Source organism: Aliidiomarina sp., assembly GCF_022565475.1.
Classification (GTDB): domain Bacteria; phylum Pseudomonadota; class Gammaproteobacteria; order Enterobacterales; family Alteromonadaceae; genus Aliidiomarina.
In genome coordinates this window covers 1-23,543 of record NZ_JAIUMR010000015.1, presented here as the reverse complement: position 1 = coordinate 23,543, position 23,543 = coordinate 1, and the positions used below count along the sequence as shown (strand labels likewise).

The 23,543-nt window shown below is 49.6% G+C and carries 17 protein-coding genes and 2 tRNA genes; 17 read left to right on the top strand and 2 right to left on the bottom strand.

Annotation, left to right across the window (positions count from 1 at the left end):
- The first annotated feature begins 65 nt into the window (after positions 1-65).
- From ftsH to LAT77_RS11330, 17 genes are all read left to right on the top strand, one after another.
- Positions 66-2,027 carry an ATP-dependent zinc metalloprotease FtsH gene (gene ftsH, locus LAT77_RS11410; protein ID WP_290564692.1) on the top strand — a complete coding sequence of 654 codons (1,962 nt, stop codon included), beginning with the start codon at positions 66-68 and terminating at the stop codon, positions 2,025-2,027.
- A gap of 95 nt (positions 2,028-2,122) precedes the next feature.
- A complete protein-coding gene (folP, locus tag LAT77_RS11405; RefSeq protein ID WP_290564691.1) occupies positions 2,123-2,962 on the top strand; it encodes a dihydropteroate synthase in 840 nt (279 codons plus the stop codon).
- Position 2,963: 1 nt separating this feature from the next.
- A complete protein-coding gene (glmM, locus tag LAT77_RS11400; RefSeq protein WP_290564690.1) occupies positions 2,964-4,295 on the top strand; it encodes a phosphoglucosamine mutase in 1,332 nt (443 codons plus the stop codon).
- A gap of 71 nt (positions 4,296-4,366) precedes the next feature.
- On the top strand, positions 4,367-5,161 hold the full coding sequence (gene tpiA, locus LAT77_RS11395) for a triose-phosphate isomerase (RefSeq protein WP_290564689.1): 795 nt from the start codon (positions 4,367-4,369) through the stop codon (positions 5,159-5,161).
- 4 nt (positions 5,162-5,165) lie between these two features.
- A complete protein-coding gene (gene secG / locus LAT77_RS11390; protein ID WP_290564688.1) occupies positions 5,166-5,483 on the top strand; it encodes a preprotein translocase subunit SecG in 318 nt (105 codons plus the stop codon).
- Between the two features lie 30 nt (positions 5,484-5,513).
- A tRNA-Leu gene (locus tag LAT77_RS11385) sits at positions 5,514-5,600 on the top strand.
- Between the two features lie 114 nt (positions 5,601-5,714).
- Positions 5,715-5,791: transfer RNA gene (locus LAT77_RS11380), tRNA-Met, on the top strand.
- A gap of 174 nt (positions 5,792-5,965) precedes the next feature.
- Entirely contained in the window at positions 5,966-6,424 is a 459-nt protein-coding gene (rimP, locus tag LAT77_RS11375) for a ribosome maturation factor RimP (RefSeq protein WP_290564687.1), read from the top strand.
- A 24-nt stretch (positions 6,425-6,448) separates the two neighbouring features.
- Entirely contained in the window at positions 6,449-7,948 is a 1,500-nt protein-coding gene (gene nusA, locus LAT77_RS11370) for a transcription termination factor NusA (RefSeq protein WP_290564686.1), read from the top strand.
- A gap of 25 nt (positions 7,949-7,973) precedes the next feature.
- Positions 7,974-10,655, top strand: coding sequence for a translation initiation factor IF-2 (infB, locus tag LAT77_RS11365; protein WP_290564685.1), 2,682 nt, complete (start codon positions 7,974-7,976; stop codon positions 10,653-10,655).
- 446 nt (positions 10,656-11,101) lie between these two features.
- On the top strand, positions 11,102-11,497 hold the full coding sequence (rbfA, locus tag LAT77_RS11360; protein ID WP_290564684.1) for a 30S ribosome-binding factor RbfA: 396 nt from the start codon (positions 11,102-11,104) through the stop codon (positions 11,495-11,497).
- A 3-nt stretch (positions 11,498-11,500) separates the two neighbouring features.
- Positions 11,501-12,430, top strand: a complete 930-nt coding sequence (truB, locus tag LAT77_RS11355) for a tRNA pseudouridine(55) synthase TruB (RefSeq protein WP_290564683.1) — start codon at positions 11,501-11,503, stop codon at positions 12,428-12,430.
- An 86-nt stretch (positions 12,431-12,516) separates the two neighbouring features.
- Complete coding sequence (gene rpsO / locus LAT77_RS11350; protein ID WP_126791365.1) at positions 12,517-12,786, top strand: 30S ribosomal protein S15; 270 nt, start codon at positions 12,517-12,519, stop codon at positions 12,784-12,786.
- A 189-nt stretch (positions 12,787-12,975) separates the two neighbouring features.
- Positions 12,976-15,090 carry a polyribonucleotide nucleotidyltransferase gene (gene pnp, locus LAT77_RS11345; protein ID WP_290564682.1) on the top strand — a complete coding sequence of 705 codons (2,115 nt, stop codon included), beginning with the start codon at positions 12,976-12,978 and terminating at the stop codon, positions 15,088-15,090.
- Between the two features lie 90 nt (positions 15,091-15,180).
- Complete coding sequence (locus tag LAT77_RS11340) at positions 15,181-16,047, top strand: polysaccharide lyase (RefSeq protein WP_290564681.1); 867 nt, start codon at positions 15,181-15,183, stop codon at positions 16,045-16,047.
- Between the two features lie 74 nt (positions 16,048-16,121).
- On the top strand, positions 16,122-17,039 hold the full coding sequence (gene nlpI / locus LAT77_RS11335; RefSeq protein ID WP_290564680.1) for a lipoprotein NlpI: 918 nt from the start codon (positions 16,122-16,124) through the stop codon (positions 17,037-17,039).
- Positions 16,993-17,928 carry a hypothetical protein gene (locus tag LAT77_RS11330; protein WP_290564679.1) on the top strand — a complete coding sequence of 312 codons (936 nt, stop codon included), beginning with the start codon at positions 16,993-16,995 and terminating at the stop codon, positions 17,926-17,928. Before nlpI ends, LAT77_RS11330 begins: the two co-directional genes overlap by 47 nt.
- 51 nt (positions 17,929-17,979) lie before the next feature.
- Here the strand turns inward: LAT77_RS11330 and LAT77_RS11325 are convergent, their stop codons facing one another.
- Together LAT77_RS11325 and LAT77_RS11320 are read right to left on the bottom strand one after the other, a co-directional pair.
- Positions 17,980-20,394, bottom strand: a complete 2,415-nt coding sequence (locus LAT77_RS11325; RefSeq protein ID WP_290564678.1) for a prolyl oligopeptidase family serine peptidase — start codon at positions 20,392-20,394, stop codon at positions 17,980-17,982.
- A gap of 162 nt (positions 20,395-20,556) precedes the next feature.
- On the bottom strand, positions 20,557-23,543 hold a 2,987-nt coding region (locus tag LAT77_RS11320), incomplete at its 5' end, for an InlB B-repeat-containing protein (RefSeq protein WP_290564677.1).

Here is a 23,543-nt window from a genome sequence, read left to right as displayed (position 1 = left end):
AGCGGCTTTACAGCCAGCAATTTTCGACAAACAAGTTTCTGCACAGCAGTTGAGAGGAAATAGCGTTGAGCGACATGGCAAAAAATCTCATTCTCTGGCTCGTTATTGCCGTAGTATTGATGAGTGTCTTCCAAGGCATGAATCCAGGCACAAGCGACCAGCGCACGTACGCATACTCGGAGTTTGTTCGAGATGTTAACCGTGGATCGATCCGTGAAGTTACGATTAATGAATCAAAGCGCTCGATTACGGGTGTTCGTTCCGGAGGGGAGCAGTTCCGTACGGTCATGCCTGCGCAAGACCCAGACTTGCTCAATGAATTATTAAATCAGAGCAATGTCACGATTCGTTACGAAGAGCCAGAGTCGCGCAGTTTGTTGGGGACGATCTTTATTTCTTGGTTCCCCATGTTACTGCTGATTGCGGTCTGGATTTTCTTTATGCGCCAGATGCAAGGCGGTGGTGGTCGTGGAGCCATGTCCTTTGGCAAAAGCAAAGCGCGCCTAATGGGTGAAGATCAAGTTAAAACTACATTGGCTGACGTCGCTGGCTGTGAAGAAGCGAAAGAAGAAGTTGCCGAATTGGTCGACTTTCTTCGTGACCCAAGTAAATTCCAACGCCTTGGTGGCCGCATTCCGAAAGGTGTGCTGATGGTTGGCCCTCCGGGTACCGGTAAAACCTTGCTCGCTAAGGCGGTTGCTGGTGAAGCGAAAGTACCGTTCTTTACGATTTCTGGTTCAGACTTCGTTGAAATGTTCGTTGGTGTTGGTGCTTCACGCGTTCGTGACATGTTTGAACAAGCGAAAAAAGCTGCGCCATGTATTATTTTCATTGACGAAATCGATGCCGTGGGTCGCCAACGTGGCGCCGGTTTAGGTGGTGGTCACGATGAGCGTGAGCAAACACTGAACCAGATGTTGGTTGAAATGGATGGTTTTGAAGGCAATGAAGGCATTATCGTGATTGCTGCGACGAACCGTCCTGACGTGTTAGACCCTGCGTTATTGCGTCCTGGTCGTTTCGACCGTCAAGTGACCGTTGGCTTGCCGGATGTCCGTGGCCGTGAACAAATTCTGAAAGTGCACATGCGCAAAGTACCGATTGCTGACGATGTTGAGCCAGCAGTGATTGCTCGTGGTACCCCAGGTTTCTCTGGTGCAGATTTAGCCAACTTGGTTAACGAGGCAGCACTATTTGCGGCGCGCGAAAACCGTCGCATGGTGTCGATGGCTGAATTTGAAAAAGCCAAAGACAAGATCCTGATGGGTAGTGAGCGCAAGTCGATGGTCATGACCGAAGAAGAAAAGGCTATGACCGCTTATCACGAAGCCGGCCATGCGATTGTTGGCCGCTTGGTGCCCGATCACGACCCAGTCTACAAAGTGTCGATTATTCCGCGTGGTCGCGCCCTCGGTGTGACGATGTATTTGCCAGAGCAAGACCGTGTTAGCCACAGTAAGCAACATTTGGAAAGCATGTTGTCGAGCTTGTATGGTGGTCGAATTGCGGAACAAATCATTTACGGCGATGAGCATGTGACCACAGGTGCGTCAAATGACATCGAACGAGCGACGGCTATCGCGCGCAAAATGGTGACGCAGTGGGGCTTGTCGAGCAAAATGGGGCCGCTATTGTATGCTGAAGACGAAGGTCAGGTATTCCTCGGCCGTTCAGTTGCCCAGAACAAGCAAATGTCCGATGACACCATGCGTGCCATTGACGCGGAAATCCGTGAAGTTATCGATCGCAACTACGACCGTGCGAAGAAAATTCTCGAAGAGAATGTTGATATTCTGCACGCCATGAAAGATGCGTTGATGAAGTACGAAACCTTGGACGCAGGCCAGATTGAAGATTTGATGGAGCGTCGCGATGTACGCGAACCGTCGAATTGGCATGACAAGAATGATGGCGACAAGTCTTCAGGTCAAGCCGTTGAGGCAAAAGCTCCAAAGACCAAGAAGAAAAAAGACGACGGTAATGAGCGTTTGGATATTGACGCGCCAGATAGCCCACCCGCTAAATAGTCGTTAACAGATCGAACGAAACCCCACAAAGCCTTGCTTCGTGGGGTTTATTTTTTCCCACGCTAGAATCATTTTTGTTATGATAGCGCGCATTGATGAAGGATGAAGTGAGGGTTGCTTTGGGCACGCCAAATAACTCAATTGCCGTTATGGGCATTTTGAATGTAACGCCAGATTCTTTTTCTGATGGTGGGCAATTCCGTGCACTCGATGCGGCTTTATCTCGAGCAGAGCAAATGCTCGGTGAAGGTGCTACATGGATTGATGTCGGTGGTGAATCGACTCGTCCGGGTGCTGAGGACGTGACTGTTTCGGAAGAATTAGATCGCGTTGTACCGGTCATTGCCGCGCTAAAACAACGATTTGATGTTAACGTTTCGGTCGATACCAGTAAAGCAGCCGTCATGAGCGCGGCGGTCGCGGCCGGCGCCGACATGATTAATGACGTGCGTGCATTACGTGAGCCTGGCGCGTTGGCTGCTGCGGCGGCAACGTCGGCAGACGTTTGCTTAATGCATATGGCTGGACAACCGCGAACCATGCAAGCAGCGCCAAGCTATGAGAACGTCGTCAGCGACGTGAAAATGTTTTTGCAGCAGCGTATGCAGGCTTGTCTCGACGCTGGAATTGCGGCAAATCGCCTGTGGTTAGATCCGGGGTTTGGTTTTGGCAAGACAGTTGAACATAATTATCAGTTGTTGGCGAATCTTAACCAATTCCACAGTTTAGGCGCACCATTATTAATCGGTGTCTCACGTAAATCCATGTTAGGCGCAGCCACAGGTCGCGAAACCAATGAGCGTTTAGCAGCAAGTATTAGTGCAGCAACGATAGCAATGCTGCACGGTGGTCAAATTATTCGAGTACACGATGTTGCTGCAACCGTTGACGCGATGAAAGTTGTGCAGGCAACACGAGCAGGAGAGTTTAACTAGGATGGCTAAATATTTTGGAACGGACGGTATTCGTGGACGTGTGGGTGTTTGCCCGATTACACCAGATTTTGTTTTGAAGTTGGGCTGGGCAGCTGGTAAAGCATTGGCAGCGCAAGGCAACACCAAAGTCTTAATTGGTAAAGATACCCGTGTTTCGGGCTATATGCTGGAGTCTGCGCTCGAAGCAGGTTTTTCTGCTGCGGGCGTTAGTGTTGAGTTTTTGGGGCCAATGCCAACACCGGCGGTTGCTTACCTGACACGCACATTCAGAGCTGCTGCCGGTGTTGTGATCAGTGCGTCCCATAATCCGTATTATGACAATGGTATTAAGTTTTTTTCTGACACGGGTCACAAACTGTCGGATGAGGTCGAGGCACGCATTGAAGGGTATCTAGAGCAAGACATGGATTGTGTTGAGTCCGAGCAACTTGGTCGTGCTTACCGCATTGAAGATGCGGCAGGGCGCTATATTGAGTTTTGTAAAAGCGCGTTCCCGTCGTCCTTGTCATTGGTCGGGATGAAAATTGTGGTCGATTGCGCACATGGTGCAACCTATCATATCGCCCCAAATGTTTTCCGTGAGCTCGGCGCTAAAGTTGTCGAAATGGGTACCACACCGGATGGTTTGAACATCAATGCGGGTTGTGGGGCGACCGACCTTGCTGCGTTGCAAGCGCGTGTGCAACAAGAAAAGGCAGATATTGGTTTGGCATTGGATGGTGACGGTGATCGCATTATGATGGTTGACGCTGACGGTCAGACCATTGACGGTGATGAGATTGTTTATGCGCTTGTCCGTCAAGCGATTAAAGACGGTAATTTAGAAGGTGGCGTGGTCGGCACCCTGATGAGCAATATGGGCATGGAATTAGCGCTCGCAGACTTGAATGTCCCGTTCGTGCGTGCCAAAGTGGGCGACCGCTTCGTGATGGAAGCATTGCGGGAAAATCGCTGGTGCCTCGGCGGTGAAGGTTCGGGACATGTGATTAACTTAAAATATCACAGCACCGGCGACGGTATTCTTGCCGCGATTCAGTTTTTGTCGGGTATGGTGCGAGAAGGCGTTTCGGCGCGAGAGATGATTGCCGGTATGCAAAAGCTGCCGCAAGTACTGATCAACGTGCGTTATGCCACTGGAACCGATCCGCTGACCGCAGAGAATGTCGTTTCGGCGATTGCTGAGGTGGAATCAGCATTGGCCGGTAAAGGGCGAGTCTTGCTGCGTAAATCAGGGACAGAACCGTTGATTCGGGTCATGGTAGAAGGCAAAAATGAGCAAAAGGTCAGAGCATTTGCTCAACAAATCGCCAGTGAAGTTGAGGCGGTTAGCTAAGACTTCATATAATTGCTTAAAGCATGAGCAGTTAACAAATTTTTCTCCTGCGGTGCTTGTATCAGACGTCGATGTCGGGTACTATCTGCGCCGCTCAACGAACTGGACAGGAGCGTCTTGTGAGAACATCACTAGTCATCGCAAACTGGAAGTTAAATGGTGATGCCGAGCTGCTGAAGCAGATGGCAGAGCATTTTCACCAGAGTGAAATTCAGCAGCATGTGAGCGTTGTTGTCTGTCCTCCGGCAGTGTATTTAAAGACCGCAGATGTGTTACTCAATGCCATCGGTATTGCCATCGGCGGACAAAACTGCAGTGAGTTTGAGCATGGAGCCTACACCGGCGAGATAAGCGCGAAAATGCTTGCTGATTGTGGCTGCAACTATGTTTTAATAGGGCACTCGGAACGGCGCTCGTTATTCGCAGAAAGCGATGCAGTGATGGCCGGCAAGGTCCAACAAGCACAGGCTGCTGGTTTAACCCCGGTATTGTGTATCGGAGAAACGCTGGAACAACGGGAAGCGGGCGAGCTTGAGCACGTCATCGCGCAACAGCTTAGTAGTGCTTGTAAAGAAATTGATTTTGAAAACTTGGTGATCGCATACGAGCCTGTATGGGCGATCGGCACCGGGAAAACAGCGAGTCCCGAACAAGCACAAGAGGTGCATCGGATGATTCGTGATTGGGTTGCTAAACAAGCACCCGAAACAGCGCAGAAAATACAAATTTTGTATGGTGGCAGCGTAAAAGCAGAAAATGCCGCAGAGTTGTTTTCACAGGCCGATATTGATGGTGGCCTAATTGGTGGGGCAAGTCTGGATACGCAGCAATTTGATGCCATTTGCCAGGCAGCAAAGGACAAATAATTTTATGTACGAAACATTATTAGTGCTGTATTTATTAGTCGCAATCGCTTTGATTGCTTTGATTATGATTCAGCAAGGTAAAGGCGCAGACATGGGCGCGTCATTTGGTTCAGGTGCCTCAAATACCGTTTTCGGTTCTGCAGGTGCGGGCAACTTCTTGACACGAATGACTGCAATTGTGGCCGTAAGCTTCTTTTTGTTGAGCTTGATTTTAGGTGGTATCGTTGCCAGTGAACGTTCACCAGCAGAAGACGACTTCCTAGACTTAAGCGTGCCAACAACGCAGCAGTTGCCACAAAATGATTTACCGCCAGGAAACTGAGTTTTAGCTTAATTTTTTGGGAATAGATTTGCCGAAGTGGTGGAATTGGTAGACACGCCATCTTGAGGGGGTGGTGCTCTTCTGAGCGTACGAGTTCGAGTCTCGTCTTCGGCACCAAATTATTGTTATCTTCTTGTTAATTCAATTGTTTTCGAAAACACCAGAAGCAATATAAAGTGAGCTTTTCGGTTGAAAACAAGTGAGAACAGAGTATAATGATATCCATTCGGACGCGGGGTGGAGCAGTCTGGTAGCTCGTCGGGCTCATAACCCGAAGGTCGTAGGTTCAAATCCTGCCCCCGCAACCAGTTCGAGTTTAATGGTATTCAGATTGTAGTGAGCCGTTAGACTCAGGTCGAAAGGCGCGCCAGGTTTATAAGCCCCGACTTAGTCCGGGGCTTTTTGCTATCTAGCCTGACTGACATTAGTTTTGACACCGAAGAACTGGGCGTTATGCCCTTTTTTTGTTTCTGGAGGTTGAGTTGGCAACTTTGGTTGAACGACTGACAAATATGCTTGAACCCGCAGTTGCTGCTGCCGGTTTTGAGTTGGTTGGCATTGAATTTGTGCGTGCAGGTAAGCATTCGACCTTGCGCGTTTTTATTGATCATGAAGAAGGCATCTCAGTCGATGACTGTGCGGACGTGAGTTATCAAGTCAGCGCTGTTCTAGATGTCGAAGATCCGATCAATACTGAATATAACCTAGAAGTATCTTCACCCGGACTCGAGCGGCCCCTGTTTAATGCCGCGCATTACGAGCGCTTCTTAGGTGAAGAAGTATCTGTGCAGTTAACAGCTGCGGTGATGAATCGCCGTAACTTTAAAGCACAGATAGCCGCAGTCGATGGCGAAAAAGTGACATTCGCGATTGGCGATGAATCCTTAACTGTACCAGTCAACGCAATTAAGAAAGCGAATCTGGTACCTAAGTTTGACTAAATTTAGCGTTGACGAGGCAAGAGCATGAATAAAGAAATTTTGCTGGTTGCAGAGGCAGTATCGAACGAAAAAGCGGTACCACGCGAGAAAATTTTCGAAGCGTTAGAATCAGCCATTGCAACAGCAACTCGGAAAAAATATGACGGTGATATTGAAGTGCGTGTCGCTATCGATCGCCAGACAGGTGAATTTGAGACGTTCCGTCGCTGGCAAGTCGTGGCTGATCCTGACACGGTATTAGAGAATCCGTACGCGGAAATTTCGTTATCAGCAGCACAGATCGATGATCCGGAAATTCAGGTCGGTGAATACATTGAAGAACAAATCGATTCGATTGTCTTTGACCGTATTACCACCCAAACTGCAAAGCAAGTCATTGTGCAAAAGGTTCGCGAAGCTGAGCGGGCACAAGTGGTTGAGCAGTATGAAGACCAAGTAGGCACTTTAATTAGCGGGATTGTCAAAAAGGCGACACGCGACAATGTCATTCTTGACCTAGGTAATAATGCTGAAGCGGTTATTTTCCGTGACGATATGTTACCGCGTGAAAGCGTTCGTCCAGGTGACCGCGTTCGTGGCTTGTTATTTGCAGTGCGCCCAGAAGCGCGCGGTGCCCAATTGTTTGTCAGTCGTTCTCACCCAGACTTCCTGATTGAGCTATTCCGCATTGAAGTGCCGGAAATTGGCGAAGAAATGATTGAAGTTAAAGGTGCTGCACGGGATCCGGGTTCACGCGCGAAAATTGCCGTGAAAAGCAATGACCGCCGTATTGATCCAGTGGGTGCTTGTGTGGGCATGCGTGGTGCGCGTGTTCAAGCGGTTTCTGGTGAACTCGGTGGCGAGCGTGTCGATATCGTGTTGTGGGATGATAATCCGGCACAATATGTGATTAATGCGATGGCACCGGCGGAAGTTGTTTCGATCGTCATGGACGAAGAAACACACACTATGGATATCGCTGTCGATGCAGCAAACTTAGCACAAGCGATTGGTCGTAATGGCCAGAACGTTCGTTTGGCGAGCCAGTTAACGGGCTGGGAACTAAACGTGATGACCGTTGATGACTTTAATGCGCGCAACGAAGCTGAGTCTGAGCGTTTGACCTCATTGTTCATGGAAGGCCTCGAAATCGACGAAGATTTCGCTGCCGTTCTGATTGATGAAGGGTTTTCATCGCTGGAAGAAATTGCCTATGTTCCTGTTTCTGAGCTGTTGTCAGTTGAAGGCATGGACGAGGATATCGTCGAAGAATTGCGCAACCGCGCACGCGACTATTTAACAACCAAAGCGTTAGCAACGGAAGAATCGCTTGAAGGCGCAGAGCCAGATTCAACCTTGTTAGAGCTTGAAGGTTTAGATCGTCACCTGGCGTACGAACTAGCCGCCAAAGGTGTACGAACCTTAGAAGACTTAGCCGAGCAGGGCATTGATGATCTCGAAGAAATCGAGTCATTAACGCCAGAAATGGCTGGTGAGCTGATCATGAAAGCTCGTAATATTTGCTGGTTCAGCAACGAAGAATAATCGGTACAAGTGAGGGATGAATTAGATGGCAGAAGTCAAAGTCGAAAAACTTGCCAGTGATATCGGAACCTCCGTTGATCGCTTGCTCACGCAATTAAGTGAAGCTGGAATTAAAAAATCTGGCGCAAGCGATACAGTTTCTGAAGATGAAAAGGCGCAGTTACTGGCGCATTTGAACAAGGCTCATGGTGGCGATGGTAACGCTGCTCCGAGTCGGATGACACTGAAGCGGAAGACTCGCAGCACGTTAAGCATCAACGCCGGTCCGGGTAAAGCCAAGGCCGTACAAGTTGAGGTGCGGAAAAAACGCACTTATGTGAAACGCTCTGCAGAAGAAGAACAGCGTTTAGAAGAAGAGCGTTTAGCCGCTGAACAAGCGGAAGCGGAAGCGAAAGCTGCTGCTGAAGCAAAAGCGAAAGCTGAAGCTGAGGCCAAAGCGAAGGCAGAGGCTGCTGCGAAAGCGGAAGCGAAGGCAAAAGCAGAAGCCGCTGCGAAAGCGGAAGCCGCGAAAGCAAAAGAAAAAGCTAAACCTCAGCCAGAGAAGTCACCAGAAGAAAAGGCGAAAGCCGAAGCTGCGCGTGCTGAAGCTGAGCGTATTCGTCAAGTGCAAGAAGCAGAAGCTGCGAAAAAAGCGGAAGAAGAAGCGAAGCGTCAAGCCGAAGAAGCTCGTCGTTTAGCTGAAGAAAACCAAGCACGATGGGAAGAAGAAGAAGCTCGTCGGAAGAAGATGGAAGAAGAAGACGTTCACTTTACCACTTCGGTGACCGCTAAATTTGCTGAAGAGCAACAGGACACCGAAGAAGAACGTCGTGGCCGCCGCACTGCGAAGAAGACCAAGCGTCGTGGAAAGGATGACGAGAAAGACGATAGTCCTCGTCGTGAGCGTCGCCGTAAAGGCAGTAAGCGTTCACCGAGCAGCATGCAGCACGGCTTTAACAAGCCAGCAGCACCGGTGGAACGTGAAGTTCGCATCCCGGAAACCATTACCGTCGCTGATTTAGCGAACCGGTTGGCGATTAAAGCCACTGAAGTCATCAAAGCCATGATGAAAATGGGCGAGATGGTCACGATTAATCAGGTGCTCGATCAAGAAACCGCATCGCTGGTGGTTGAAGAGTTAGGTCACAAGTTTGTTCTCGTCAACGACAATGAGCTTGAGCAGTCTGTTCTTCTCGACCGCAGTGATGAAGGTGAACTGAAGTCACGCGCACCGGTTGTTACTGTTATGGGTCACGTTGACCACGGTAAAACGTCGTTACTCGATTACATCCGAAAGGCGAAAGTTGCAGCGGGTGAAGCCGGTGGTATTACCCAGCACATTGGTGCTTATCACGTTGACACCGGTCACGGCATGATTACCTTCTTGGATACTCCGGGTCACGCGGCGTTTACGTCAATGCGTGCTCGTGGTGCCAGTGCGACGGATATCGTTATCTTGGTTGTCGCTGCGGATGATGGCGTGATGCCACAAACCGTGGAAGCCATTCAGCACGCGAAAGCGGCAGGCGTTCCATTGGTTGTTGCCGTCAATAAGATCGATAAGCCTGAAGCGGATCCAGATCGCGTTAAATCTGAGCTTGCTCAGCACGACGTATTGTCTGAAGAGTGGGGCGGTGACGTTCAGTTCGTTCACGTTTCGGCGAAAAGCGGTGAGAATATCGATGGATTGCTTGAGGCCTTACTACTGCAATCAGAAATGCTCGATTTGAAAGCATCGTTTGAAGGCATGGCGAAAGGTCTCGTGATTGAATCACGCTTGGACAAAGGTCGTGGACCGGTCGCAACCATCTTGGTTCAAAGCGGTACCTTGAATCGTGGTGATATCGTTCTCTGTGGTCTTGAGTACGGTCGTATTCGTGCGATGCGCAACGAGCTTGGCCAAGAAGTTGAAACCGCTGGCCCATCAATTCCAGTAGAAATTCTCGGTTTGTCCGGTGTTCCTGCTGCGGGTGATGAAGTCAACGTGGTTAAAGACGAGCGCAAAGCACGCGAAGTTTCGAACTATCGTCAAGGCAAGTACCGTGAAGTGAAATTGGCACGTCAGCAGAAAGCTAAGCTAGAAAACATGTTTAGCAACATGCAAGAAGGCGACGTGTCAGAACTGAACTTAGTTGTCAAAGCAGACGTTCAAGGCTCACTCGAAGCGATTATCGAGTCGTTGACCAAACTCTCTACCGATGAAGTAAAAGTGAATATTATCGGTAACGGCGTAGGTGGTATCACCGACACGGATATGAGCTTGGCAGGCGCTTCGAATGCAATCGTCATCGGCTTTAACGTTCGTGCTGACGCAACTGCACGTCGTACTGCTGAGAACGAAAGCATTGAGCTTCGCTACTACAGTGTCATCTATGACTTGATTGATGAGATCAAGCAGGCGATGACCGGTATGTTAGCGCCTGAGTTCAAACAGCAGATTATCGGTCTTGCAGAAGTTCGCGATGTCTTCAAATCACCAAAAATCGGCGCGATTGCTGGTTGTATGGTCACCGAAGGTATCGTTAAACGTTCAGCGCCAATCCGTGTTCTCCGCGACAACGTGGTGATCTACGAAGGTGAGCTTGAATCGTTACGTCGCTTCAAAGACGACGTGCAAGAAGTTCGTAACGGCATGGAATGTGGTATCGGCGTCAAGAACTACAACGACGTTCGAGTCGGCGACCAAATCGAGGTCTTCGAAACCATCCAAGTCGAGCGCACACTGTAAAGCACGGAAGCTACGCTTACGCTGTGAGCGTAGCTTCTCGTTTTAAAAGTGGCATGCGTATAATTAGATCGAGGATTAGGCTACTTACGCACGACAAGAGAAACAGTTTGGCAAAGACGCCGTAAACCCATCCATGGGGGCTTGGCCTCGCCATCCATGGCTCGGACACTTTGCCAAACTGCTTCTCTCTCTGTGCTCGGTAGCCTTTATAGTTCGACTGATTATACGCATGCCACTTTTAGTTATTGAGTCGGTCTCCGCTCAGCGTTGATGGCTTTTAATATTTGCACGGTGTTGAGTATCAGGTAGCCTAGCAATGCGGGAGCTTAGAGGCTGATAGGGCGACAACCGCGCTACTAGGGCGACAACTGCGCAGGCAGGCTATTGCGCAAGTAAGTCGCCCCAGAGCCCGACTGCGAGGCACCAGACAGGATTGAGGAGTATTTATGAAGAAGCAATTTAGTCGTACGGATCGGTTTTCGCAGCAGATGCAGCGTGAGATTGCGATGATCTTGCAGCGGGAGATCAAGGACCCGCGGGTTGTGATGCCGACGGTGAATGATGTTGAAGTGTCGAAGGACTTGGGTTATGCCAAGGTTTTTGTGACCTTTTTGCAAGACGATCAGGAGCAGGTCAAGGCGGCGCTGGATGTACTCAATGAAGCGGCGGGTTATATTCGTTCGTTGTTGGGTAAGCGTATTAAAGCTCGGGTTACGCCGGAGTTGCGTTTTGTTCACGATGTAAGCTTGATGGAAGGTATCCGGATGGCGACTTTAGTACGTGAAGCGCGTGAAAGTGACGAAAAGCGCGCGCAAGAGAATCCAGACGACGAACAGGAATAAGCTGTGGCAAGACGGACGCGAGGGCGACTGATCGATGGTGTGATCTTGGTGGATAAGCCGTCGGGTGAGTCGTCGAATCGAATACTGCAACAAGTGAAACGCGCTTTCTATGCGCAAAAAGCTGGACACACGGGCGCGTTGGATCCGCTCGCAACGGGAATGCTGCCGGTGTGTTTGGGTGAGTCGACGAAGTTTGCTCAGTTTTTGTTGGATGCCGACAAAGGCTATCGTGTGGTGGCTGAATTGGGTATTCGCACGAATACCAGCGACGCTGACGGTGAAATTGTTGAACAACGTGCTGTCGATGTAACCGCTGACGATGTGCGCGCGGCAATTGAGCCTTTTGTGGGCGACATTTTGCAGGTGCCGTCGATGTTTTCGGCGCTGAAGCATGAAGGTACTCCGCTGTATGATTATGCGCGCCGCGGCATTGAGATAGAACGCAAAGCGCGTCCGATTACGATTTATTCGATCGATGTCGTTGCTATCGAGTTGCCATTTGTCACCCTTGATGTGCATTGTAGTAAAGGTACGTATATTCGTTCTTTGGTGGATGATCTCGGCCAAGCACTTGGCTGTGGTGCCTATGTGAAAAGCTTGCACCGTACTCGAGTTGGCGACTATCCGGCGGACGCGATGCATTCCTTGGCTGAATTACAGGCGATGGTTGCGGACCGTGAAGACCCTGCTGAATTTGATTATCGCGCGATGGATGCGTTGCTCTTGCCGGTCGATGCACCGGTACAGCAGCTGGCTGAAGTGCGGGTAAGTGATAAGGCCGCCGGTGGTTTCTTACATGGCCAACCGGTCGCAGCGGATTCGACGGATTCTTTTTTACGCATCCGGCGTGACAGTGACGCGGTATTTTTGGGCGTTGGCGAGCGTCGCGAAAGCGATGGTTTATATTGGCCGAAGCGCGTGGTGGTGTTGTAATTGCGCCGTAAGGTGCGTATAATTCGCGCTCCCGCTTGGGCTGAATTAGTGATCGGCTCGGGCATCATCAAAACTGGAGTAACATTATGTCACTAACAGCTGCTCAAAAAGCTCAAATCGTAGCCGACTACGCGCGTGGCGAAGGCGATACAGGTTCACCTGAAGTTCAGGTCGCTCTGTTAACTGCGCAAATCAACCACTTGCAAGGTCACTTCAAAGAGCACAAGCACGATCACCACTCACGTCGTGGTCTGCTGCGCATGGTAAGCCAACGTCGTAAGTTGTTGGACTACTTAAAGCGCAAAAATGAAGAGCGTTATGTAGACCTGATTAAGCGTCTTGAATTACGTCGCTAACAGAATACATGCAAAGGGGCCTCAGGGCCCCTTTGTTATTTTAGGTTTGTGAATAGGTTTTTGCTGAAAGATTGCACACTTGCTTTCTTTAGGTTTGCTTATTCCGCTATAATGCAGCGTGAAAGTAGAAAAAAGCACAGGGCCCGGGACAAGAATGGGCGAAATTAAGTAGGTAAAGGAAAAACAAACGTGAATCCGATTATTAAGCAATTCCAATATGGTCAGCACACTGTCACTTTAGAAACTGGTGCGATTGCGCGTCAAGCGACAGCAGCAGTGATGGTAAGTATGGACGACACTACAGTTTTAGTGACTGTGGTTGGCAAAAAAGAAGCGCGTCCAGACGCAGATTTCTTTCCGTTGACCGTAAACTACCAAGAGCGTACTTACGCTGCGGGTAAAATTCCAGGTGGCTTCTTCAAACGTGAAGGCCGCCCATCAGAGAATGAAACGTTGACCTGTCGTCTCATCGACCGTCCAATTCGTCCTCTTTTCCCTGAAGGTTTCTTTAATGAAGTGCAGGTCGTTGCGACAGTCATGTCGTTGAACCCTGAAGTGAATCCTGACATTGTTGCCTTAATTGGTGCTTCTGCGGCATTGACTATTTCTGGCATTCCTTTCAATGGTCCAATCGGTGCAGCACGTGTTGGTGTCATCAACAACGAGTACGCGTTAAACCCAACCAAATCAGAACTTGAAAATTCAAGCCTCGACTTAGTTGTCGCAGGTACTGAAGCTGCAGTCTTGATGGTTGAGTCAGAAGCCAACTTGTTGAGCGAAGAAGTGATGCTTGGTGCGGTGGTCTACGGCCACGAGCAAATGCAAGCGGTTGTTTCTGCAATCAATGAATTTGCCGCTGAAGTGAACACCCCGAAATGGGATTGGGCACCGGCTGCGAAAAACGAACCACTGATTGCTAAGATCAAAGAACTAGCGGAAAGCAAAATCGGTGAAGCGTATCGCATTACCGATAAAGTTGAGCGTAAAAACGCATTAGGCGTGGCACTGAAAGAAGTGATCGAAGCCCTGAAAGCGGACGAAGCCGAGCTCAACGAAAAAGAAGTCGGTGATATTTTCCACGAGTTCGAATCACAAGTGGTTCGTCGTCGTGTTATCGCTGGTGAGCCGCGTATCGATGGTCGTGAACCGGATATGGTTCGCGCACTTGACGTTGCAACTGGCGTATTGCCACGCGTTCACGGTTCTGCTGTGTTCACTCGCGGTGAAACCCAAGCTATCGTTGCTGCAACACTGGGTACTGAGCGTGATGCGCAGAACATTGACGAGATTATGGGCGCACGCACCGATCGCTTCATGCTGCATTATAACTTCCCTCCGTACTGTGTGGGTGAGACGGGTATGGTTGGTTCACCGAAGCGTCGCGAGATCGGTCACGGTCGTTTAGCGAAGCGCGGTGTCTTAGCCGTTATGCCAAGCCCAGAAGAATTCCCGTACACCATTCGTGTAGTTTCGGAAATCACTGAATCTAACGGTTCGAGTTCAATGGCTTCTGTGTGTGGTACGTCTTTGGCGTTGATGGACGCTGGTGTACCGATTAAAGCGTCAGTGGCTGGTATCGCAATGGGTCTCGTTAAGGAAGGCGACGATTTCGTTGTTCTATCTGACATCTTAGGTGATGAAGATCACTTAGGTGACATGGACTTTAAAGTAGCGGGTAGTGTTGATGGTGTGACTGCATTGCAGATGGACATCAAAATCGAAGGCATTACCAAAGACATTATGGAAAAAGCGTTGGCACAAGCGAAAGCGGCCCGTTTGCACATTTTGTCAGTCATGGACCAAGCCATTAGCTCTGCTCGTGAAGACGTCTCTGACTTCGCACCACGCTTCCACATCATGAAGATCAACCCTGAGAAGATCCGTGATGTGATTGGTAAAGGTGGCGCGGTTATTCGTGAGTTGACTGAGTCGACCGGCACGACCATTGAAATTGATGACGACGGTACGATCAAAATTGCAGCGACTGACGATGCTTCAGCACAAGCCGCCGTTAAACGTATCGAAGCCTTGACCGCAGAAGTTGAAGTCGGCCGCATTTACGAAGGTAAAGTGGCACGTATCGTTGATTTCGGTGCGTTTGTAACAGTATTGCCAGGCAAAGACGGCTTAGTACACATTTCACAAATTAGCGACAAGCGCGTTGAAGACGTGAATGACTACTTGAAAGTCGGCGAAGTGGTGAAGGTGAAGGTTCTTGAAATCGATCGCCAAGGCCGTGTTCGTTTGAGCATGAAAGAAGCGCAAGAGTCTTCTGAAGCTCCAGCTGAGCAAGACGCTGAGTAACAGTTTGCGTTAAAACTTGTTAAGATAAAACGCCATGAGCAGTCTTGTTCATGGCGTTTTTCTTTTGCTAACGAAGAAATGAGGACGTAAATGCGTAAGTTTATTCTGCTCGGAGTGGTGTTTCCCATACTCGGTATCACCCTGCAAATTCGCTATAGCGATTACGATGTAAGTGAGCTAGTTGCGCTCCCAGCCAGCGATGTCGACGTTTTTCACGCTGATGCCCAACCATCCGGGTTGCCAGCCTCGCGTCTGCTTTTGGAAGAAGAGTTTGAGCAACCGGGTCAGCCTGCAGCAGCACGATTAATCGCCCATCGCTATGTCGATTTTGTACCTGAGCAAGGTGTTGATGGAAGTGGTGGTATTCGAGTTTCTTATCAAGGCAATGAACGCGGGAGTGCGCGCGTGGTTAGAAACGTAGCGCTTGCAGGTGCCAGTGAACAAGCCGAGCTCGAGTTTGCCGTGCAGTTTTGTGATGGTTTTGATTTCGCGCGCGGTGGTAAGTTGCATGGTTTAGGCCCGCGACAGCCCGTTGCTGGCGGTAATCCGGTCGAGCCTGAGCGCTGGAGTGCGCGCTTAATGTGGCGTGCGAATGGTACACTTCAGACTTATGTTTATCACCAGGATCAGCCTGGGCGCTACGGCGACACTAAAACAGCGCCTGACTTTCAATTCCAACCGGGGGAGTATTATCAGGTCAAAATCCGGGTGACTTTAAACTCGGCCGCTGACTTGGCCGATGGTTCAATGCAGGTTTTTGTGGATGATCAACAACTGATTGACCATCAAGCTCTTCGTTTTCGTAGTCAGATGAGTGATGCGAGTCAAATTCAGCAATTTCTATTTAGCACGTTTCATGGCGGTAGTTCACCAGAGTGGGCTCCGCGCGATGAAGCGGGTGAGTATAAACTTGATTGCGCCTACTTTGATCAAGTTCGGGTGACGGCTTTCGATTAATTTATCAGTACTCGCTAGTCGCTGTCGGTCGGATGTGATTTAATGAGTGAAGTGTTCGAGAACTGGAGAAGAACGTGAAAAAACTGCGTGATTTGGGTGCAATAGCGCTGGTTGTAATGCTCTCAGGATGTGCTAGCAGCAATGGGTTAAGTAGTGCTGAGGAATCCTCTGCGCCCGCGACAGTTGATGCTGAATATTATGAGCCGAATCTCTATTTGGTCGAGCCATTACCCATTAATCAAAGCTTAGAAATTGAGTTGTTGCAACTCAATGAAGTGTTGCAAACGATTGACATGACCGACGATCAGCGGGCGCAGATTTTGCACCGTCGGGCGGTCACTTATGATCGTGTCGGCTTGCGTACATTGGCGATGGTGGATATTAATCAAGCACTCGAATTAAAGCCAGATCTCGTCGATGCCTATCATGTGATGGGAATCTACCTCACGGCCATGGGTGAGTATCAAGCTGCGTTTGAAGCCTTTGACAGCACCATTGAACTCGCACCTGATCATGATTATGTGTATTTAAATCGAGGTCTTGCGGCTTATTACAATGGGCAATATCATTTAGCCCATACTGACTTTGCCGACTTTTATTTTCAAGATACAGCAGACCCCTTTCGCTCAATTTGGTATTACTTTGCCGGCCGTCAACTCGACAGTGGGCGGGCTGAGGAATTATTGCGCTCACAGTGGCCAAATGCGACAGGAAACGAGTGGGGACAGGACATTATTGCTTATATTCTTGGCGAATTAACGGAAGACGAATTGATTCGCAGTGCGTTCGAGCGCAGCTATGATCAAGAAGGGCTTAACCATAACTTGTGTGAGGCCTATTTCTACATGGGGAAAGTCGCGGCTGCCCGCGGTCAATCATACAGCGCGATTAATTATTTTAAACTTTCATTAGCTACGAATGCTTATAGCTATTTAGAGCATCGCTATGCCCGCACCGAAATTCAAAAGCTCCGCCAACGACTCGAGGATTAGTATCGGCTGGCCGCTACTTGGGGCTGCGCTTGGAACGGCAGCCTTTGCTGCTTGGTGGGGGGGCTACTCAGAGGCAGAGTCCCTGGCTAGTCCGCCAACAGAGCTGACGATAGCAGCGATTAAACAAGCGCCTCTTGCATTACCGGTTGACGCGGGCTGTGATGTTTTACTGAATGTTTATGGTCGTTTGTCGGATCTACAACGCAGCCAAGAATGGCTTGAACAAACCCAAAGTCTTTATCAATCGCAGCACGACACGATTCAATTTTGTGGTCGTCTGATTACCTCGGTGTGGCAAGACGAATGTGAATCAAACCAAGGGCGGTCGTCCTGTCAATTAGCGGATCCGAGCGCTTATGATTTGGTTTGGCAGCAGCCACCGTGGAATGCCGCCCAGCAAGTCGATGTTGTGCTCACCGACGATGGTATTGCCAATACCCGCAACGGCTTAGTGTTTGTCGATCGTAATGCACGCCCACGCGTGCTGGCTCATGAATTGGGACATACGTTAGGTATCGCTGATGAATACGCAATGAGTGAGGATTTGGCGTCACGATTCTGTGCCGGTGAATTTAACTTTTCAGCCCTGAACTTGGTTATCACTGAATCGACGATTGTTGATTCGAAGACGCTTGTGGAGCTAACGCAGTCATTACCTTGGCAGCACAGGTTACAACAGCCGATCGCTGAAAAGCTTGCGGACGATCGTTGGCGTTTAGGCTCTCGCGACCCCTTGCAAATTGGCTTACATCCGGTGGCCACCTGCGAAGGCACGGATTTCTATGCTTGGCGACCGGTCGGCTACGTAACGCTTTGGCAACAACATGAGATTGGTGTGCTGCCCGACGTCTATTTGTATCTCATGCGCCAACGTTTGGATCGACAATAAAAAAACCAGCGCCGAAGCGCTGGTTGTTGTAGAACTGAAACGGCACTGTCGTTATTCAGCGTTTTTGACAAACTCGTCAAGCCACTCAACCGTTTCCCACAGCATGTGCAGCACAGATTCACGGGCACGATAGCCGTGTGATTCAAGTGGCAACATGACTAAGCGAACCGTACCACCATTGCCTTTTACTGCTTGATACAAACGCTCACTTTGCATCGGGAAGGTACCCGAGTTGTTGTCATCGGTACCATGAATTAACAACAAAGGTGTTTTCAACTGATGCGCAGCAAAGAAAGGAGACATCCGCTGATACAGGGCTGGGTCATCCCAAATCGTGCGTTCTTCGCGTTGGAAACCAAATGGTGTTAACGAGCGGTTATAGGCGCCACTGCGTGCGATACCGGCACGGAACAAATCTGAATGGGCAAGTACGTTGGCGGTCATGAATGCGCCGTACGAGTGGCCACCAAGGGCAAACCGGTTACGATCACTGACACCACGCTCAACACCATAGTTGATCACTGCTTCTGAGTTCATGATGAGCTGTTCAATAAAGGTATCGTTGGGCAACTCGTCGCCTTCACCGACAATCGGCATAGTGGCCGCATCGAATACCGCGTAGCCTTGTGTTGCTAAGAACTGCGGATTCCAATAGCTAATGCGGATAAAGCGATAGGGTGATCCACTCACCTGTGCCGCAGCTGCAGCGCTGCGATATTCACGTGGGTAGGCCCAAACAATCGTTGGCAGTGGTCCGTCGCGCTCTTGATCGTAACCGGCGGGCAAGAACAAGTTGGCTGACATTGCCAACCCATCGGCACGTTCATAGTTCACCAGTTCACGGGTAATCTCGAGCGTGTGCGGCATTGGGTGCGGCGTTTGCGTCAGCGCGGTGAGACTATCATCGCTTAAGTTGCGAAGGTAGAAGTCAGGCGGCGTGTCGACACCTTCACGTTGGGTCAAGAAGACTTTATTTTCTAAATCAACTAATGACCATGGACGCTCATAATAAGGCGCCTCAGAGCGCCATAGGCGTTCTGTTTCACCACTGATAAGATTGCGACGGTCGATAAACGGACGATCGCCTTCGTCAGAAGCACCTGTGCCAGTGAGTAATAAATGGCCGTCATCGACCAAAAGAACCCGGCGACCGTTTTCTAAGGTGGTCGTTAAGGGTTGACCCGGATCGTTGTAGCTGTCGTCATAGGCACGCTCCCATACCAGAACAGGTTCTGCGTCGCCGTCTGGACTAATCCGCCATAAACGCTCTTGGCGTTCAGCCCACCAACGTTCCCACACGAGCGCGGTCTCGCCATCGGCTGCTAATAGACGCGCATAACGGGTTTCCAGCTCGACCAGCAACTTTGGTTCAGCGCTGAATGGTGCAGGCAATTGGTACACGCGGTCACGCACGTCCGCAGGTGCACGTGAATTACCACCGTCACCGGCAACCGCCCAAACTAGGGTTGCGTCGGCGTCATTGCGCCAGCTAATGCTGCGGCGATCGGGGACGACGACGTCGAAACCAATCGGTAAGTTGTCGGCAACATCTTGTTCAACAACGGTATAGACCGGTTTACCGGCTTTATCCCAAACAACGGTGTTGCGGGCAAAGCGGAAGTGTGGAACTGCATACGAATACGGCTTTTGCAGTTCGGTCACTAACAAATATTCGCTGTTTGGTGACAAACTGATGTTGTTGATGACGCCAACGTTGCCAAGATTATGGACACGGCCACGCTGATCAATGCGCGCAACTTGGCTAGCAAAGTAGTAGTCAAACAAAGCGACGTCATGACTGTCGGCCAAAAGATCTTGGTAGGTCCGTGCTGGTGCTGAGCGACCACGTGACTCAGTCACGACCGGTGCTGCAGGCACGCGCGAGCGTTGCGGCGCGGCGCCACGCTTACTGTCGACAAGGAGAGTGTAAAGCGACTGAGAATCGTGGCTCCATTCGAGCTGAGAACCCCAAACCGCATTGACGGCTGATTTAGTCCACTGACTCGCGCGCCCACGTTCAACATCGATACGCCATAGATAGGTGCCGTTTTCTTCCATGTTGAGGAACGCAATGGTTTTACCGTCAGGTGACCAGCTCATCCCGGTTGCACGCATATTGGTGGGTAAACCACGAATGTCGCGACTGCTACCGTCGGCAATGTTCAATAAGCGGAAGCTGGAAACATAGCGGCTTTGGCTCATGGTTTGGTTGTCTGGATTAATCCGCATGCCGGCAAGGCGGTATTCATTGGCGGCGAGGTCTACCAAAGTTGGTAGGGCTGGATAATCGAGAATTAATAACACATCGCCATTCGGGCTAATGCTTGCGCCCGGCGCTGGTGCTGCGTCAACGATATCAATAATTTCTTGAGCAGGCTGTTGATAGCCGGTATGCACCGGATTGGCAACAGCGACACTGCTCACGAGCAAGCACAAAAGTGCAACTGCACTGATCAGTCGTGCCATGTTAAGGTCTCCCTGAGGTGTGATACAAACCCCCATCAAACCTGAATCTGGTGACTTTGGCTAGTGTTATGAGATTAAGTGAGGAAATTCACGGTTGATTGCGGATTTCTATCAATTTGAAATAGGTAAAGAGGCCCGAAGGCCTCTTTGATGGTGGGTCAATTACGGTTGCTCTAACTCTTCTAATACATTGATCAAGAGCAGAATTATACTTTTACGACGTCGTTGTTGGGTAAACTCAAAGAGTACCTGACAGTCGGCGGTAATGTTTTCCACCCGGTACAAATTACCCTCTTGGAACACCTCGCTACCACAGTTGGTCGTCACAGGCTTAAGCCCTAATCGAGTAGTCGTTATGGCTGCAAAGGTCGCGTTACCACCATATACAACGTGTTGAGCTATCGGTGTAACTGTGCCTGAGTCGTTGGCTTGGATAACTATGGCAGAAACCACAAATGTTTGGATTTCATATTGTGCATTAACATCTAGATCTCTGGTAATGCCATCAAAGTTAACGTCCCAACCACTGAACGTATAGCCTTCACGTTCAGGATCCGCTGGTGCAGTTGCTGATTCGTTCCAATTCACGGATTGAGTTGTAATGACGGTGCTATCCCAATCCAAAAATCGAACCGTGAAAGTATTGATCTCGTACTGTGCGGTTACATCTAAATGGGCAGATACCGTCTCAAAATGAACATCCCAACCTACGAAAGTGTGCCCCTCACGATTTGGGTTTTCTGGCGCTATTGCACTTTCACCAGCGATTACGGATTGGGTTGATAATATCCGATTATCCCAGTCATAGAAGGTCACGGTATAAGTTGTTGGTTCATTTTCGAGCAGCGAAAACTCTGGTGAAAGTGTTGTATGGGTATCAATACTCAATGTACAGCTCGTTGACTCATCGTCACAGGCTGGATTTCCCCAACCAGTGAATTTGGAGTCGGAGTTTGCAAATCCGCTTAAGGTGATCGAGCTCCCAGAGGCAACATCAAGCGTGCAGATTTCACCACAATCAAAGCCAGAACCGCGAACTAAACCGGCGCCGCCACCTTGTTTAACGAGTGAGACTGTATGTGTCACTATGTTAGCAGTACTGAAGCTTTGTATTTCGCCAACCAATTCATTACCTACAGGATCACGCGAGATAACTTGAAAGTAATAGGTTTGGTCTGGCTCGATATTGGTTAGAACCACGGTATGCTCGGCTGTGTGGCTTATGTCTCCGAATGCACGGCGAAGTTCATTAGCATTGCGCCCCAGTCGTACACGGGAGTCGGCAATTTTATTGGTTTGCCAATGAATAACAGCACGATCCAAATCGAGATTGATGGATGGTGTTGCAATGAACAGTGGTGCTTGCTCGTCGGCTTCTGGACGAGTTGTAAAACGTGTGCCGGAGGTCAATGCAGAACTGGATAGTGCTAGTATGCCATTGCTTTCGTCACGACTGTCGAAACCAAACTCGATGGTGTTGCCGTTGATATCGCTCGCGACTAAACGGAATTGATAGCTTTGTCCGCGCTCGAGGTTACTTAACACCAAGGATTGGTTGCGCTTGCGTTCCGTCATCACGACGCGTTCGGCATAATCGTTAATCCCATACTCAACAATGATGTCAGTCGGTAGGTTGGTCATGAAAGAGACGACGGCACGGTCATGACCTTGATAACTGATTTCAGGTTGGCGAACGAATAGCAAAGGTGAGCTTGTCGCATTTGCCGACGTTGTCGCACTAATTAGGTCACTTTCAGTTTGCTGCCCTTGGTGATCTTGCACAGTGACACTGAAATAGTAAGTGGTGTCGGCGTTCAGCCCAGTAATCGGAATGGTGTGATTACGAATCGACTGTGAGCGCACGACCTGGTGTTCAAGCTGCTCCGGAGCAACACCGTACTTAATTACGGCACTCACTGGACGTTCACTGCGGAAGCAAATTTGAATCAATTGATGATTCACATTGCACACATCAGGAGCTTGAGTGAAGGCAGGGGGAGCGTCAGAATCAAACGCTGGCAACGTTACGAGTTCGATGGTTTCCGATAATGTGGGACCATTGCCGACAGCATCCGTCGATGACACAGTGACAAAATAAGTTCTATCAGGCGTTAAGTTCGACATCCGGATACTATGATCCATTCGCAGAGTATCATCGGTTAAGACACCATGCGCTTCGCCGTCGTTGTAGGAGACGCCGCTGGTGGCTGGTTCATCAGTTCGCCACATCACGGTTGCGCCGGTTGCGGTTATATCGGTAAACCAAGGACCCTCAGTGATGACAGGTGCTGTCGTGTCCGGTGCCATCCGTGTGCGAAATTCAAGGCTACGTTCTTCAGAACGGCGAGTAGCGTTGTCCTCAGAATAGACCCATAATTGATAGAGAGTATCGCTGTTCAAACCAGTAAGTTCTATTTGGTGTAAGGTGGTGAACTCATTAATTGCAACCGAGATATCACCAGACAAGCGTGAAGTTGCTGCTTTGTCAGTTTCCCATTGCACAATTGCGGAGTTGTGAGTAATCGCTGTCACGATTGGCCCAGCAATAATAACTGGTTCACGTTCGTTTGACTCAGCGCTTGTCTTGAAGTTAAGCAGACGAGGCTCAGACTGATTCCCAGCTTGATCGGTTGTATTTACCCACACTGAGTATTCTGTATCTGGGGTTAGACCCTCAAGAAACATTGTGTGCGTCCGGCTTGGCGTTGGACTCTCGAGAACGGAGCTATTCCAACTGACGCTGCCGATCACCGGTTTGTCCATTTCCCAACTGACTACTGCAGAAGTTGATGAGATATCTGAGACAAATGGTCCGCCAATAAATACCGGTGCTGTGGTGTCGTTGAAAGGCATGATGATGCCGAGCTGTTGACCAAGTATAACCTCGTAGTTACTGATCGGTGTGATAGAAAAACCACTTTTTTCTGGGGGCAGTATAGTTAACACATAGCTTGGGCTGTAACCATCGTCATACTGTGTGAAGAGCCACATGGAGTAAAATCCGCTTGCATCGGAAATCACGCTATTCTCAGTGTGAGATAACCACCAATGCTCTTGAACACCGTCGATTTCATTACCATACCCGGAGTTCGTCGTTTCAATACGAACACCGGGGATAGGAACTCCATTGGCATCTGTGGTAAAGCCAG

What these genes read in the sequence shown, in the direction of transcription:
- rpsO (WP_126791365.1), top strand. Translation starts at nt 12,517, where the DNA reads ATGTCACTAACAGCTGCTCAAAAAGCTCAAATCGTAGCCGACTACGCG.
- infB (WP_290564685.1), top strand. Translation starts at nt 7,974, where the DNA reads ATGGCAGAAGTCAAAGTCGAAAAACTTGCCAGTGATATCGGAACCTCC.
- LAT77_RS11325 (WP_290564678.1), bottom strand. Translation starts at nt 20,394, where the DNA reads ATGGCACGACTGATCAGTGCAGTTGCACTTTTGTGCTTGCTCGTGAGC.
- secG (WP_290564688.1), top strand. Translation starts at nt 5,166, where the DNA reads ATGTACGAAACATTATTAGTGCTGTATTTATTAGTCGCAATCGCTTTG.
- rbfA (WP_290564684.1), top strand. Translation starts at nt 11,102, where the DNA reads ATGAAGAAGCAATTTAGTCGTACGGATCGGTTTTCGCAGCAGATGCAG.
- folP (WP_290564691.1), top strand. Translation starts at nt 2,123, where the DNA reads ATGAAGGATGAAGTGAGGGTTGCTTTGGGCACGCCAAATAACTCAATT.
- nusA (WP_290564686.1), top strand. Translation starts at nt 6,449, where the DNA reads ATGAATAAAGAAATTTTGCTGGTTGCAGAGGCAGTATCGAACGAAAAA.
- LAT77_RS11340 (WP_290564681.1), top strand. Translation starts at nt 15,181, where the DNA reads ATGCGTAAGTTTATTCTGCTCGGAGTGGTGTTTCCCATACTCGGTATC.
- glmM (WP_290564690.1), top strand. Translation starts at nt 2,964, where the DNA reads ATGGCTAAATATTTTGGAACGGACGGTATTCGTGGACGTGTGGGTGTT.
- tpiA (WP_290564689.1), top strand. Translation starts at nt 4,367, where the DNA reads ATGTCGGGTACTATCTGCGCCGCTCAACGAACTGGACAGGAGCGTCTT.
- LAT77_RS11330 (WP_290564679.1), top strand. Translation starts at nt 16,993, where the DNA reads ATGCCCGCACCGAAATTCAAAAGCTCCGCCAACGACTCGAGGATTAGT.